Origin of the sequence: Amycolatopsis sp. WGS_07 (genome assembly GCF_045278895.1) — a bacterium.
In the GTDB taxonomy this organism is placed as follows: domain Bacteria; phylum Actinomycetota; class Actinomycetes; order Mycobacteriales; family Pseudonocardiaceae; genus Amycolatopsis.
Map to the genome: position 1 here is coordinate 840,942 of NZ_CP136053.1, position 12,937 is coordinate 853,878.

Genomic DNA, 12,937 nt, shown 5'->3' on the forward strand with positions numbered 1-12,937 from the left:
GTGCTGCCCAGCGTATCGATCCCCGGCCGCGCGGGCCTCACGCCTTGCCGAGATACCCGGACAGGACTTCGCGCCGTTGAGCGAGATCTCCCATCCGGCGGTCCACTTCGGCCAGTTCCCCGCGCAGCCTGCGCACCAGGTCCGGGCACAGGTCGAGGTGCGCGGCGGGTCCGATCGCGCACTCGAGCATCTCGGCGATCATCTCCGTGGTCAGGCCCGCGGCCAGCAGTTTCCGGATCTGCCGCACGCGGATGACGGCCTCTTCCCCGTACACGCGGTAGCCGCTCGAGTTGCGGGCCGAGTCGAGCAGCCCCTGCTCGCCGTAGTACCGCAGCAGCCGCGATGCCACGCCGGTGCGCTGCGAGAGTTCGCCGATCAGCATCCGATTTTCCCCTGAATCTGGCCTTCACACTGGTGTCAATCCTTAACGTCGCGGACATGACAGAACATTTCGTTCGCGGCCGAGGCCCCGGCCTGCTGCTCGCGCACGGCGCGGGCGGCGGCGTGACCGCCAACTTCGGCCCGCTCCTGGACGACCTCTCCCGCCACACACCGTGGTCGGGGCCGATTACCCCGCCGCGGGCGGCACCCTCGACGAACTCGCCGACGGCCTGGTCAAGACCGCCGTCGACGCCGGCGTCGAGAAGTTCACCGTGCTCGGCTACTCGCTCGGCACCGCCGTCGCGGTGCGCGCGGCCACCCGGCACCCCGACCGCGTGACCGGGCTCATCCTGACCGCCGGGTTCACCCGGCCGGACGCGCGCCTGCAGCTGGCCCTCGACGTGTGGGCGCACCTGCTGGAGGGCGACCGCACCCTGCTCGCCAAGTTCCTGATGCTGACCGCCGTCAGCGAGCCCTTCCTCGCCTCGCTCTCGCCCGACCAGCTCGCCGAGGCGGTAGCCGGGCTGGCCTCGTCGGTGCCTGAGGGCACGGCGAAGCAGGTCGAGCTGGCCCGGAGCATCGACACCCGGGCGGAACTGGCGTCGATCGCGGTCCCGACATTGGTGATCGCCACGACCCTGGACGCCCTCGTACCGCCGCGGCATTCGCGGGAGCTGGCCGACGGCATTCCCGGTGCGGAGCTGGTCGAGATCGCGACCGGGCACGGCATCACCGACGAAGCGCCGGACGCCTGGCTGACCGCGATCCGGAAGGGGCTGCGATGAGCCGCCAGGTCGTTCTGCCGAACGAATCGCCCGACCTGACCCCGCAGCGCCTCGCCTCGCTGGCCCGGCTGGCCGAGGAGCTGGGTTACGAGTCCGTCTGGCTGCCGGACCACGTGCTGCCGCCGGAACCGTTCGGCGAGGTCTTCGGCGGGGTGTACGAGCCGCTGGCCACGCTCGCCTACCTGGCCGCCGCGACCGAGCGCGTGCAGCTCGGCACATCCGTGCTGATCGCGCCGCTGCGCGAGCCGTATCTGCTGGCCAAACAGGCCGCGACGATCGACCGGCTGTCCGGGCACCGGCTGATCCTCGGCGTCGGCGTGGGATGGAACGAGCCGGAGTTCGCCGAGATCGGCGCGGACTTCTCCCGCCGCGGAGCGACCTTGGACGACACGCTTTCGCTGCTGGACCAGCTGTTCACCACCGGACGCGGCCGGGCCGGCGGGTACTTCGCGCCCCAGCCGGCGGGACGGATTCCGATCCTCGTCGGCGGGAACTCGACGGTCGCGCTGCGCCGGGCGGTCCGAGCCGGGGATCAGTGGGTGAGTGCGGGTCTTTCGCCGGAGGTCTTCGCGGAACGGGTCGCGACGCTGGCCCGGCTCGACCCCGAACGGCGAGTGCGGCGGATTGCCCGGCAGCAGTTCGAGGAAGGGACGGCCGTCGAGACCTACCGCGCGTATCGGGAGGCGGGGGCGGACGCGGTGGCGGTGCACTTCGGGAGTGACGAGGGGTACGAGGAGCGGATGACCGCGTTCGCCGCGGCAACCGCATGAGCTGAGCCCCGAGGCCGCCCCCTAGACTCCGCCCGGTGAGATCCAGGGACCTGCGCTTCGGCCTCGGGGTATTCGTCGCCTCGCTCGGGTTGTTGCTGCTGCGGTTCCTCGTGCCGCGTCCGGTCGGGATGGCCGACAACGGCGACGGCTGGCGGTTGCTGTGCCAGCTCGGCGGGAGGCAGCCGGACCGGCCGCTGGAAGGCTTCGTCCGGTTCAGTTACGGGTCCGCGCCGCCGTGTGATTCCGCGTACGTCTCCAGCCAGACCTGGCTCGACTGGGCGGCGGGCAAGATCGGCGCGCTGTTCGGCGCGTCCGGCGTGCTGAACCTGCTGGTGCTCGGCGTGCTCACCTGCGTACTGGTCGCGGGGGCCATCACCGTCACTGTGCTCGGCCTCGACCTGAACCGGCGAAACCGGCTGATCTCCACGGTGTTGCTGCTGCTCGTCATGGGCGACTCGGCGTTCTTCGGCTACTTCGCGTCGGTGCTCAGCGAGGGCGCGGCCTTCCTCGGCATCCTGCTGATCTGCGGCGGACTGTTCCTGTTGCACCGCACCGGAAAGCTGCGCTATGCCGGTGCCGCGGTGACTGTCCTCGGTGGACTCATCGGGATCAACGCCAAATCGCAGACCCTGTTGCTCATCCCGCTTTTCGCGCTCGCGCTGCTGCTGACCCGGCCGTCCGGCACGCGCGGACGCCACCGCTGGGTGCTGCCGCTGACGGTGCTCGCGATCACCGGCGCGGGCACCTTGGCGATCCAGTCCCAGGGCGACCCGGCCAACGCGGAATACCGCGAGGCCAACATGTACCACGCGGTCTTCGACTCCATTGTGGACGGAAAGCACGACACGAAGGCCGACCTCGCCGCGCTCGGGCTGCCGGAGTCGTTCGCGCAGTACGTCGGCACCGGCTGGTGGGGCGAGCACGCGGCCTGGCACGACCCGCTTTACCCGCAGTACAAGGACAAAATCAGCCGCCGCAACGTGCTGAACTACTACGCGACGCATCCCGCGCGGACGGCGGAAATCCTGCAGCAGGGCGGGGTCGACGCGCTCACCGCCCGGCCGGCGAACCTCGGCAGCTTCGGCGAACAGTCCGGACAGCCGCGGCTCGCAAAGGAGTACCGGGTGCCGGTGTTCTCCGGTCTCGCCGCGCTGGTCGCGCCGCTCGGATTGTTCGTGCTGGTGCCGATTTGGGTGCTCGTCGGCTGGGCCGGGGTACGCGCGTTCCGCCGGAACCGGCGCGAGTACGGGATTGTCGCGTTCCTGCTGGTGTTCTTCGCCGCCGGACAGCTCGGCCTGTCCGCCTTGGGCGAAGGCATCGAAGGCGTGAAACACCAGCTGCTGACGCTGTTCCCGACCGTGCTGGCCGTGGTGTTCGCGGTCCTCAGCCTGCTCCCCCGCGCGGCAGCCGCGCCGGAGCACACTGAGGACCCGAGCGCCGAGGAAATCCCCGCCGCCGTCTAGGAATCAGCCCCGCCTGCGCGGCGAGCCGCTCCTCCCGGTCGGCCGCCGCCAGCGCGTCCAGCACGCCGTCCAGTTCGCCGTCGAGAACCTGGTCCAGGTTGTACGCCTTGTAGTTCACCCGGTGGTCCGAAATCCGGTTCTCCGGGAAGTTGTACGTCCGCACGCGCTCCGACCGGTCGACCGTCCGAACCTGCGAACGGCGGGCGTCCGACGCCTTCGCCGCCGCCTCTTCCTCGGCGATCGCCTGCAGCCGGGCCTGCAGCACCTGCAGCGCCCGCGCGCGGTTCTGGATCTGCGACTTCTCGTTCTGGCACGACACGACGATCCCGGTCGGCAGGTGCGTGATCCGCACCGCCGAGTCGGTGGTGTTGACGCTCTGCCCGCCGGGCCCGGACGAGCGGAACACGTCGATGCGCAGGTCGTTCGGGTCGATTTCGACCTCGACCTCTTCCGGCTCCGGGTAGATCAGCACGCCGGACGCGGAGGTGTGGATGCGGCCCTGCGATTCGGTGGCCGGCACCCGCTGCACGCGGTGCACTCCGCCTTCGAACTTCAGCCGCGCCCACACGCCTTCGACGTCCGCGGTCTTGCTCTTGAGCGACAGCGTGACGTCCTTGTAGCCGCCGAGATCCGACTCGGTCGAGTCGAGCACCTCGGCCTTCCAGTTGTGCCGCTCGGCGTAGCGCAGGTACATCCGCAGCAGGTCGCCGGCGAACAGCGCGGACTCCTCGCCGCCCTCGCCGGACTTGATCTCCATCACGACGTCGGAGCCGTCGTACGGGTCGCGCGGCAGCAGCAGCTCGGTGAGTTTCGCTTCCAGCTGCGGGATTTTCGCCGTCAGCTCGTCGGCCTCGGCGGCGAACGCGGCGTCCTCGGCAGCCAGTTCCTTGGCCGCGGAAAGATCGTCGCGGGCCTGGTCCAGCTCGCGCACCGCGCGCACGACCGGGCTCAGCTCGGCGTAGCGGCGGCCCAGTTTGCGAGCCCGGGCCTGGTCGGCGTGCACCGCCGGGTCGGCGAGCTGCTGTTCCAGCTGGGCGTGCTCGTCGAGCAGCCCCTTGAGCGAACTCGAATCCACTTCGCCGTCTCCCTTTCCCGAACGGGCCCGGACAGAACAACGGCGCCCACCCGGGCGTGCGGGTGGGCGCCGTTGGACAAGCTACTTGGCGTCGGTCTTCTGCTGACGCTTGCCGTAGCGCTTCTCGAACCGGGCAACCCGGCCACCGGTGTCCATGATCTTCTGCTTGCCGGTGTAGAAGGGGTGGCAGTTCGAGCAGATCTCGACGTGGATCTGACCCGACTCCTTCGTGCTGCGGGTGACGAAGCTGTTCCCGCAGTTGCACGTGACGGTCGTGGTCACGTATTCGGGGTGAATACCGCTCTTCATGGTGTCCTCTCTCGTTGGCCCCGGGTCCCCAGTCAGGGGTGAACCGGTGCCGGACTTCAGCGGGTCATTCTGCCAGACGCGCTGGCAAGGGCTTCAACACACCCCGGTGACCAGGTATTCCAGCGCCGGACGCCACCGTGGGTAGTGAAGGACATTCGCATTGTACGGATTTTGTACCCCGTGGCGTGAAGCTGGCCGAGTTCGTGAATCGCTCACTTACTGGAGGTCCGGACATGCGCACGACCGACCTGCTCACCCGGCTCGCGAAGCCGGCCGCGGTGCTCGCACTGGCCGCTTCCGCCGCGGTCTTCGCGCCTGCCGCGAATGCTTCCGGCGGAATCACCGCGGCGGACGTCAACCCTGCCGCCGGGACGTTCTCGGAGCTGTCCGAGGCGAACCTCGCCGGGGCGGGCGACGGCACTCCGGCCGGAGCCGTCGCCTGGTACAAGGCGCACGCCGGAAGCACCGGGTGGGAGCACTATTGCGAGAAGGCCGCGGAGAACTCCTACGGCACCACCGGGGTCTGGGCGTCGGCCAACGCGCACTGGAACGGGGCCAGCCCGAAGCACACCAGCGGGAAGCCGCCCGCCGGTTCGTTCGTGTACTGGAACATCAGCGCCTACGGCCACGTCGGCATCGCGGACGGCAACGGCGGTTTCTACGCCACGAGCGTCGGCGGCAAGATCGGCCACGGCAGCTCCACGAGCTACTTCAACAACTACCGCGGCTGGACCCCCGCCGCCGTCCCCCGCCACTGAGCGGTGGATGCCGCTCATGCCTGCCATCCCCCGCATGAGCGGCTGAGCCGGCGGAGCGCTCCCCTGCGCCGGGAGCGCTCCGCCGGCTCGCAGCACAGCTACCGTGAAACTGTCACGCAGCGGTAGCCGTCCGCGGACATGCGGCCGACATCGTGCGAGACATGCGCATTCGATCTTCCGCGCTGCTGCTCGGTACCGTGCTGGCCGCCACCGTGATCCAGGCCAGCCCAGCCTCCGCGATCGTCGGCGGCACCGAGTCTTCGCAGCCTTACTCGTTCCTCGTTTCCCTCCAGTACGACGCGCCCCGGCCCGACGGGCATCGCTGCACCGGCGTGCTCATCGGCTCGCAATGGGCGTTGACCGCCGGACATTGCGCCAACACGCCCACTGGGGCGATCACGGCGGTCCCTCGCGGCTGGAACGTCCGGGTCGGCTCGCTGGACACGAAGTCCGGCGGCGAACTGGTCGCGGTCGACAAGTTCTATCGCCGCCACGCCAGCTACAACCCGCCGGGCGAAGACCTGACTGTGCTGCATCTGGCTCGGCCGGTCCGGGCGCAGCCGGTCCGGCTGACGACCAGCACCCCGGCCGTCGGCACCGCGGTCCGGATTCTCGGCTGGGGCGCTACTTCCCTGTCCTGCACGGACTTCGCCGATCCGGTCTGCTTTCCCCGGAAGCTGCACGAAGCCGACACCGTGGTGCAGCCGCTCGCGCAATGCTGGGACGACAACGGAATCTCGCCGCCGCTGTGCATCGGGAGCCTGAAAGACGGCGTCGGGCCGGGCGTGACCGACTCCGGCGGACCGGCGCTGGTCCGGGACGGCGCCGGATGGGCGTTGGCCGGAACGGTGGTCGGCTCGGGCATCCGCGGCGCCGACCTGCCGGACCTGTACGTCGACGTGACGCGGAATGCCGGATGGATCAACGGAATCGTGTCCGGCACCGCGGTTCCGCCGGACACGGTCATCCCCAACGTGGAAGGCACCGCGAAGATCGGCGAATGCATGGGTTCGGTGATCCGGCCGCGCACCGCTCGGGATTCGGATCCGGCGCTGGCGCTGACCAACGGGCATTGCGTGCCGGGCAACCGGCCGGAACCGGGGAAAGCGCTGGTGAATCAGCCTGCCGGGCTGGACAAGGCAATTCCCATCGCCGATCGGCAGGGATATCCGAAGACGACCGCCAAGGCGACCCGGCTGGCGTACGCGACGATGACCGGCACCGACCTCGCGCTGTACCGGCTGGACCGGACCTACGCCCAGCTCGCGGCCGCTGGTGCCAAGGTGTTCCGGCTGTCGTCCTCCCCGATGCGGACCGGGGACCGGATGCAGATGGCCTACGAGAGTCACCGGCCGAAGTGCACGGTGGCGGCCGTGGTGCCGCATCTGCGGGAAGGCGGCTGGCAGCAGGATCAGTCGGTGCGCTACGCCGACAGCGACGAATGCGTCAGCCTGCCCGGCTACTCCGGGACGGCGCTGCTGTCGCCGGACGGGAACACCGTGGTGGGAATCAACAACACCCACAACCGCGACGGCGAGTCGTGCACCGAGGGCAACCCGTGCGAGGTGGCGGCGGACGGGACGGTCACCGCGGTCAAGGGCCGCAGCTACGGACAGCAGGTGTCGGCCATCAACGGATGCCTCGCTCCGGGGAACCGGATCGATCTGGACCGGCCGGGCTGCCGGTTGACCGGGAGCCGCGCCACGGCGGCGTGAAACGAAAGCGGCCCGCCCCGGAAACCCGGGGCGGGCCGCTTCGCGTCGAGGCGAGACTCAGTCGTCGTCTCCGCCGCCGAGGGCGGTCTTCGAGACCTGCATCAGGAATTCGATGTTGGTCTTCGTCTTGCGCAGCCGCGAGATCAGCAGGTCGATGGCCTGCTGGGAGTCCAGCGCGTGCAGCACGCGGTGCAGCTTGTGCGTGACGGCCAGCTCGTCCGGCGAGAGCAGCAGCTCCTCCTTGCGGGTGCCGGACGGGTTGACGTCGACCGCCGGGAACACGCGGCGCTCGGAGATCTTGCGGTCCAGCTTGAGTTCCGCGTTGCCGGTGCCCTTGAACTCCTCGAAGATCACCGTGTCCATCGTGGACCCGGTCTCCACCATCGCGGTCGCGAAGATGGTGAGCGAGCCGCCGTTCTCGATGTTGCGCGCGGCGCCGAGGAAACGCTTCGGCGGGTACAGCGCGGTCGAGTCGACACCACCGGACAGGATCCGGCCGGACGCCGGCGCGGCCAGGTTGTAGGCCCGGCCGAGACGGGTGATCGAGTCGAGCAGCACGACCACGTCGTGGCCCATTTCGACCAGGCGCTTGGCCCGTTCGATGGACAGCTCGGCGACCGAGGTGTGGTCGGACGGCGGGCGGTCGAAGGTGGAGGCGATGACCTCGCCCTTCACCGACCGCTGCATGTCGGTGACCTCTTCCGGACGCTCGTCGACCAGCACGACCATGAGGTGGGCCTCGGGGTTGTTGGTCGTGATCGCGTTCGCGATGTCCTGCATGATCGTGGTCTTACCGGCCTTCGGCGGGGACACGATCAGCGCTCGCTGGCCCTTGCCGACCGGCATGATCAGGTCGATCACGCGGGTGGTGAGCTTGTGCGGCTCGGTTTCGAGGCGCAGCCGCTCGTTCGGGTACAGCGGGGTCAGCTTGGTGAAGTCGGGACGGCGCTTGGCCTCGTCCGGCTCCAGCCCGTTGATCGAGTCGACGCGCACCAGCGGGTTGAACTTCTGCCGCTGCTGCTCGCCCTCGCGCGGCTGGCGCACGACACCGGTGATCGCGTCGCCGCGGCGCAGGCCGAACTTGCGGACCAGCGACAGCGACACGTACACGTCGTTCGGCCCGGCCAGGTAGCCCGAGGTGCGCACGAACGCGTAGTTGTCGAGCACGTCCAGGATGCCGGCGACCGGCAGCAGGACGTCGTCCTCGCGGATCTCGGTGTCCGGCGCGCCGCCCTCGCGCTGGCCGCCCCCGCTGCCCCGGCGGCGGCGGTCGCGGAAGCGGCGCCCGCGGCGGCCGCCTTCCTCGTCGTCGTCCTGCGGGCCGTTGTTCCGGTTGTCCTGCTGGTTGTTCCGCTGCCGGTTGTCCTGCCCGCCGCGGTTGTCGCGGTTTCCGTCCCGGTTGTCGCGGTTTCCGTCGCGGTTGTCCCGGTTGTTGTCGCGGTTGTCGCGGTTGCCGCCCTGGCGGTCGCCGCGCTGGTCGCGCTGGCCGTCGCCCCGGTTCGCGCCGCCGCGGCGGCGGCGGTTGCGGCCGCCCTCCTCGGACTGTCCCTCGGACTGGCCCTCGGAACGGTCGTGCCGCTCCGGGCGCTCCTGCGCGGCGGGCTTCTCGGCGGGAGCCTGCGCGGTCTCCGCCTTCGGGGCCTCGGCCTTGGGCGTCTCCGCCTGGACCGGCTCGGCCTTCGGCTCCGCGCTGGGAGCCTTGGCGGCCTCGGACTTGGGCGCGTCGGACTTGGCCCGGCGGGCGGGCTTCTCCGCCTTGACCGGCTCGCCGACACCGTCGAGCGGCAGCGTCTCGGCCGTCGCGGCGGTGCGCTTCTTGCTCTTGCCCTGGCGCTCGCGGATCGCGGCGATCAGGTCCCCCTTGCGCATGCCGGTGGTCTCGCCCACGCCCAGTTCGCCCGCCAGCTGGCGGAGTTCGGCGATGACCATTCCGGACAGGCCCCCGGTGCGGCGCTTCGGAGCGGCCGCGGCCCCATTGGTCTCAGCGGCCGCGGCGGGGGTCTCCACGTCGCCGCTCAACAGATCGGTGTTGCTCACACATGTCCTTCCTGACCGATCCACGTTCCAGGTGGATCAGCGGACTGCCGCCGGTAGCGAGACGGCTTCTGCCTCCGATGCGGACGGCTCGCGCCCAGCCGTGCGAGACACAGCGAAGCGCCGCCAGCACAGGGTGTTTGCCCCCTCCGGACGGAGAAAGCGGAATTCGGCACCGCCGGAACCGGAAACCCGCCTGCGTCCCTCCGCCTCCCGCGTGCCAGGCGGTGCGGAATCGGCGGATCGACGAAGGATGCGGACCGGAGCCGCCGCTAGGGGCGAACAGGCCCGGCATCGGGTGCGGAAACGCACGGTGATCGAACGCCCCCGAGGGTAGACCGCGCCCTGTCCGGGTGCAACAACCACCCCCCGCGTGGCGCACGCTGCCGCCCAGCCTGTGACCAGGTCGTCACCTGGCCACAACCTGCACGCCATCGCGGTCCACCGGCAATTCGGCGAGGTCGAAACCGGTAACGTCTACACCTGTCGGAAGTATTCCGGTCAGCGTGAGAGCGAGCACAGTCGGCCCGGCCCCGGAGATCGTGGCGGGCACGCCCTGGGCACGCAGCGTGCGCACGAGCGCCGTGCTCGCCGGGTACGCCTCGGCGCGGTAATCCTGGTGCAACCGGTCCTCAGTGGCCGCCATCAGCAGTTCGGGCCGCTCGGTGACGGCCAGCACGGCGAGCGCCGCCCGTCCCGCGCTGTGCGCCGCGTCCACGTGCGGGACCTGCGCTGGCAGCAGGCCGCGCGTGGTGTTGGTGGACGACTTCTCCGCTGGCACCGCGACCACCGGCCGGATCGCCGGGTTCGGCTCCACGCGCTCGGCGCGGAACCGGCCGTCCTCGGCCCAGGCCACCGCGAGCCCGCCGAACAGGCTCGCCGCAGCGTTGTCGGCGTGTCCCTCGAACTCGGCCGCGAGCTGGAGCGCGTCGTCGTCGAGCGGACGCTCGGCCAGCGCGTAGCCCAGCGCCACGCCGGTCACCACCGCGGCGGCCGACGAACCGAGGCCGCGCGCGTGCGGAATGCTGTTATGGCAACGAAGATGCAGGCCCGGCACCTGGACGTCCAGGTGCTCGCACGCCCGCCGGATCGCGCGGACCACCAGGTGGGATTCGTCGGTCGGGACGTCCTCGACGCCGCCGGCCCCCGCGTCGAGCACCTCGATCTTCAGCCCGCCCTCGGTGACCTGCAGTTCGACCACGTCGTAGCGGGCCAGCGCGAGGCCGAGCGCGTCGAATCCCGGGCCGAGGTTCGCCGTGGACGCCGGGACGGTCGCGCGGAACGCGGGCAGCGCCGTCATCGCAGGTCCAGCGCCGCCGCCACGGCCGTCGGGTCGACCGCGAGCGGTTCCACCTCGACGTTGCCTTCCAGCGCCGTGGCCGGGTCCTTCAGGCCGTGCCCGGTGACCGTGCAGACCACCTTCGCGCCCTTCGGCAGCCGTCCGTCGGCCGCGGTGGCCAGCAGGCCGGCCACGCTCGTCGCGGACGCGGGCTCCACGAACACGCCCTCGCGGCGGGCCAGCAGCCGGTACGCCTCAAGGATCTTCTCGTCGGTGATCGCCTCGAACAGCCCGTCCGACTCGTCGCGCGCGGCCACCGCGCCCGCCCAGGACGCCGGGCTGCCGATGCGGATCGCGGTCGCGATGGTGTCCGGGTCGGAAACCGGCTCGCCGTGCACCAGCGGCGCGGCGCCGGCGGCCTGGAAACCGAACATCCGCGGGGTGTTCTTGACCACACCGTCGGCCGCGTACTCCGAATAGCCCTTCCAGTACGCGGTGATGTTGCCCGCGTTGCCGACCGGGAGGCAGTGCACGTCCGGGGCCTCGCCGAGCACGTCGCAGATCTCGAACGCGGCGGTCTTCTGCCCGGCGATGCGCACCGGGTTGACCGAGTTGACCAGCGTGACCGGGTAGTCCGCGGCGGTCTTGCGGGCGAGTTCGAGGCAGTCGTCGAAGTTGCCGTCGACCTGCAGGATCCGCGCGCCGTGCAGGACGGCCTGGGCGAGTTTGCCCATCGCGATCTTGCCTTGGGGCACCAGCACCGCGCAGGTGAGCCCGGCCCGCGCGGCGTACGCGGCGGCCGAGGCCGAGGTGTTGCCGGTGGACGCGCAGATCACCGCTTTGAGGCCGCTGGCCAGCGCGTGCGTGATCGCCACGGTCATCCCGCGGTCCTTGAACGAGCCGGTCGGGTTCGCGCCCTCGACCTTCAGGTACACCTCGGCGCCGGTCAGCTCGGACAGGTGCGCGGCGGGCAGCAGCGGGGTGTTGCCCTCGCCGAGCGTGACCACGCGCGCCCCGTCGGGGACCGGAACCCGGTCGCGGTACGCCTCGATAATTCCCGGCCACGCACTCATGCGTCTTCGCCTTCCACCCGCATCACGCTGACAACCTCGTGCACCACATCGAGTTTCGCGATTTCGTCCACAGTGGACTGCAAAGCCGCGTCGGGCGCAAGATGAGTCACCACGACGAGGCTCGCGGTGTCGTTCGCATCGCGCTGGCGCACCGCGGCGATGCTCACGCCGTGCGCGGCGAACGCTTGTGCCACCTGGGCGAGCACGCCCGCGCGGTCCGCGACATCGAGGCTCACGTGGTAGCGCGTCGGTGTCTGGCCCATCGGCCGCACCGGCAGCGCGGCGTGCGCGGATTCGCGCGGGCCTCGGCCGCCGAGGACCTGGTTGCGCGCGACCGCGACGAGATCGCCGAGCACCGCGCTGGCGGTCGGCGCGCCGCCGGCACCCTGGCCGTAGAACATCAGCTCGCCAGCGGCGTCCGCTTCGACGTAGACCGCGTTGAACGCGCCGCCGACGCCAGCCAGCTGGTGGCTGCGCGGAATCATCACCGGATGCACGCGGGCGGACACCGATTCCGCACCGTCGTCCGCAGTCACGCGTTCGCAGATCGCCAGCAGCTTCACCGTGCGGCCGAGCGTGCGCGCCGCGGCCAGATCGGACGCCGTGACGTCCGCGATGCCTTCGCGGTGCACGTCTTTCGCGGTGACCCGGGAGTGGAACGCCAGCGAGGCAAGGATCGCGGCCTTCGACGCGGCGTCGTAGCCGTCGACGTCCGCCGTCGGGTCCGCCTCGGCGTACCCGAGCCGGCTGGCCTCGTCGAGCGTTTCGGCGTAGCCCGCGCCGGTGGCGTCCATCGCGGAGAGGATGTAGTTGGTGGTGCCGTTGACGATCCCCATCACGCGGGTGATCCGGTCGCCCGCCAGCGATTCGCGCAGCGGGCGCAGCAGCGGGATGGCCCCGGCGACGGCCGCCTCGAAGTACAGGTCCGCGCCGCTGGCGTCGGCCGCCTCGAACAGTTCGGCCGAATGCTCGGCGAGCAGCGCTTTGTTGGCGGTGACCACGGATTTGCCCGCGTTCAGCGCGGCGAGCAGCCAGCTGCGCACCGGGTCGATCCCGCCGACCAGCTCGACCACCACGTCGACGTCTTCGCGGGCCACGAGCGCCGCGGCGTCGTCGGTCAGCAGTTCGGCGGGCAGCTCCGGGTGCTTGTCCGGCCGCCGCACCGCGATGCCGGCCAGCTCCACCGGCGCGCCCGCGCGGGCGGCCAGCTCGGCCGCCTGTTCGGTGAGCAGCCGGGCGACCTCGCTGCCGACCGTGCCGCAGCCGAGCATGGCGACCCGGATGGCGGGACGATC

The 12,937-nt window shown here is 70.8% G+C and carries 11 protein-coding genes and 1 pseudogene; 5 read left to right on the forward strand and 7 right to left on the reverse strand.

The features are described from left to right. Positions 1–37 precede the first annotated feature (37 nt). Positions 38–382 carry a MerR family transcriptional regulator gene (locus RPX00_RS03775; protein ID WP_406637490.1) on the reverse strand — a complete coding sequence of 115 codons (345 nt, stop codon included), beginning with the start codon at positions 380–382 and terminating at the stop codon, positions 38–40. A gap of 172 nt (positions 383–554) precedes the next feature. On the opposite strand from RPX00_RS03775, the gene RPX00_RS03780 reads away from it, so the two are divergent. Genes RPX00_RS03780 through RPX00_RS03790 form a run of 3 tightly spaced genes read left to right on the forward strand, consistent with a single transcriptional unit; the run spans position 555 to position 3,399 of the window. Beyond that, positions 555–1,166, forward strand: coding sequence for an alpha/beta fold hydrolase (locus RPX00_RS03780; protein ID WP_406637492.1), 612 nt, complete (start codon positions 555–557; stop codon positions 1,164–1,166). Further along, complete coding sequence (locus RPX00_RS03785) at positions 1,163–1,936, forward strand: TIGR03619 family F420-dependent LLM class oxidoreductase (protein WP_406637494.1); 774 nt, start codon at positions 1,163–1,165, stop codon at positions 1,934–1,936. Before RPX00_RS03780 ends, RPX00_RS03785 begins: the two co-directional genes overlap by 4 nt. 35 nt (positions 1,937–1,971) lie before the next feature. Continuing rightward, the gene (locus RPX00_RS03790; protein ID WP_406637496.1) at positions 1,972–3,399 is read left to right on the forward strand and encodes a hypothetical protein; all 1,428 of its coding nucleotides are present in this window, start codon (positions 1,972–1,974) and stop codon (positions 3,397–3,399) included. 7 nt (positions 3,400–3,406) lie between these two features. Here the strand turns inward: RPX00_RS03790 and prfA are convergent. Together prfA and rpmE are read right to left on the reverse strand one after the other, a co-directional pair. Then, positions 3,407–4,474: pseudogene (prfA, locus tag RPX00_RS03795) on the reverse strand (peptide chain release factor 1); the annotation flags it as partial. Positions 4,475–4,555: 81 nt separating this feature from the next. Further along, positions 4,556–4,783, reverse strand: a complete 228-nt coding sequence (rpmE, locus tag RPX00_RS03800) for a 50S ribosomal protein L31 (RefSeq protein WP_009082617.1) — start codon at positions 4,781–4,783, stop codon at positions 4,556–4,558. A 233-nt stretch (positions 4,784–5,016) separates the two neighbouring features. Between rpmE and RPX00_RS03805 the strand changes: the two genes are divergently transcribed. Together RPX00_RS03805 and RPX00_RS03810 are read left to right on the forward strand one after the other, a co-directional pair. Beyond that, positions 5,017–5,541, forward strand: coding sequence for a CHAP domain-containing protein (locus tag RPX00_RS03805; RefSeq protein WP_406637498.1), 525 nt, complete (start codon positions 5,017–5,019; stop codon positions 5,539–5,541). 161 nt (positions 5,542–5,702) lie between these two features. Beyond that, positions 5,703–7,256: a S1 family peptidase gene (locus RPX00_RS03810; protein WP_406637500.1), complete on the forward strand. Its 1,554-nt coding sequence runs from the start codon at positions 5,703–5,705 to the stop codon at positions 7,254–7,256. Between the two features lie 57 nt (positions 7,257–7,313). Here RPX00_RS03810 and rho read toward each other — a convergent pair whose 3' ends face one another. The 4 genes from rho to RPX00_RS03830 form a co-directional block, all read right to left on the reverse strand. Then, the gene (rho, locus tag RPX00_RS03815; RefSeq protein ID WP_406637502.1) at positions 7,314–9,293 is read right to left on the reverse strand and encodes a transcription termination factor Rho; all 1,980 of its coding nucleotides are present in this window, start codon (positions 9,291–9,293) and stop codon (positions 7,314–7,316) included. Positions 9,294–9,699: 406 nt separating this feature from the next. Continuing rightward, on the reverse strand, positions 9,700–10,590 hold the full coding sequence (gene thrB / locus RPX00_RS03820; protein ID WP_406637504.1) for a homoserine kinase: 891 nt from the start codon (positions 10,588–10,590) through the stop codon (positions 9,700–9,702). Next, positions 10,587–11,642: a threonine synthase gene (gene thrC / locus RPX00_RS03825; protein ID WP_406637505.1), complete on the reverse strand. Its 1,056-nt coding sequence runs from the start codon at positions 11,640–11,642 to the stop codon at positions 10,587–10,589. The genes thrB and thrC overlap by 4 nt, the downstream gene beginning before the upstream one ends. Beyond that, positions 11,639–12,913: a homoserine dehydrogenase gene (locus RPX00_RS03830; protein ID WP_406642747.1), complete on the reverse strand. Its 1,275-nt coding sequence runs from the start codon at positions 12,911–12,913 to the stop codon at positions 11,639–11,641. The genes thrC and RPX00_RS03830 overlap by 4 nt, the downstream gene beginning before the upstream one ends. Between the last annotated feature and the right edge of the window lie 24 nt (positions 12,914–12,937).

What these genes read in the sequence shown, in the direction of transcription:
- RPX00_RS03775 (WP_406637490.1), bottom strand. Translation starts at nt 382, where the DNA reads ATGCTGATCGGCGAACTCTCGCAGCGCACCGGCGTGGCATCGCGGCTG.
- RPX00_RS03785 (WP_406637494.1), top strand. Translation starts at nt 1,163, where the DNA reads ATGAGCCGCCAGGTCGTTCTGCCGAACGAATCGCCCGACCTGACCCCG.
- rpmE (WP_009082617.1), bottom strand. Translation starts at nt 4,783, where the DNA reads ATGAAGAGCGGTATTCACCCCGAATACGTGACCACGACCGTCACGTGC.
- RPX00_RS03805 (WP_406637498.1), top strand. Translation starts at nt 5,017, where the DNA reads ATGCGCACGACCGACCTGCTCACCCGGCTCGCGAAGCCGGCCGCGGTG.
- RPX00_RS03810 (WP_406637500.1), top strand. Translation starts at nt 5,703, where the DNA reads ATGCGCATTCGATCTTCCGCGCTGCTGCTCGGTACCGTGCTGGCCGCC.
- thrB (WP_406637504.1), bottom strand. Translation starts at nt 10,590, where the DNA reads ATGACGGCGCTGCCCGCGTTCCGCGCGACCGTCCCGGCGTCCACGGCG.
- thrC (WP_406637505.1), bottom strand. Translation starts at nt 11,642, where the DNA reads ATGAGTGCGTGGCCGGGAATTATCGAGGCGTACCGCGACCGGGTTCCG.
- RPX00_RS03830 (WP_406642747.1), bottom strand. Translation starts at nt 12,913, where the DNA reads ATGCTCGGCTGCGGCACGGTCGGCAGCGAGGTCGCCCGGCTGCTCACC.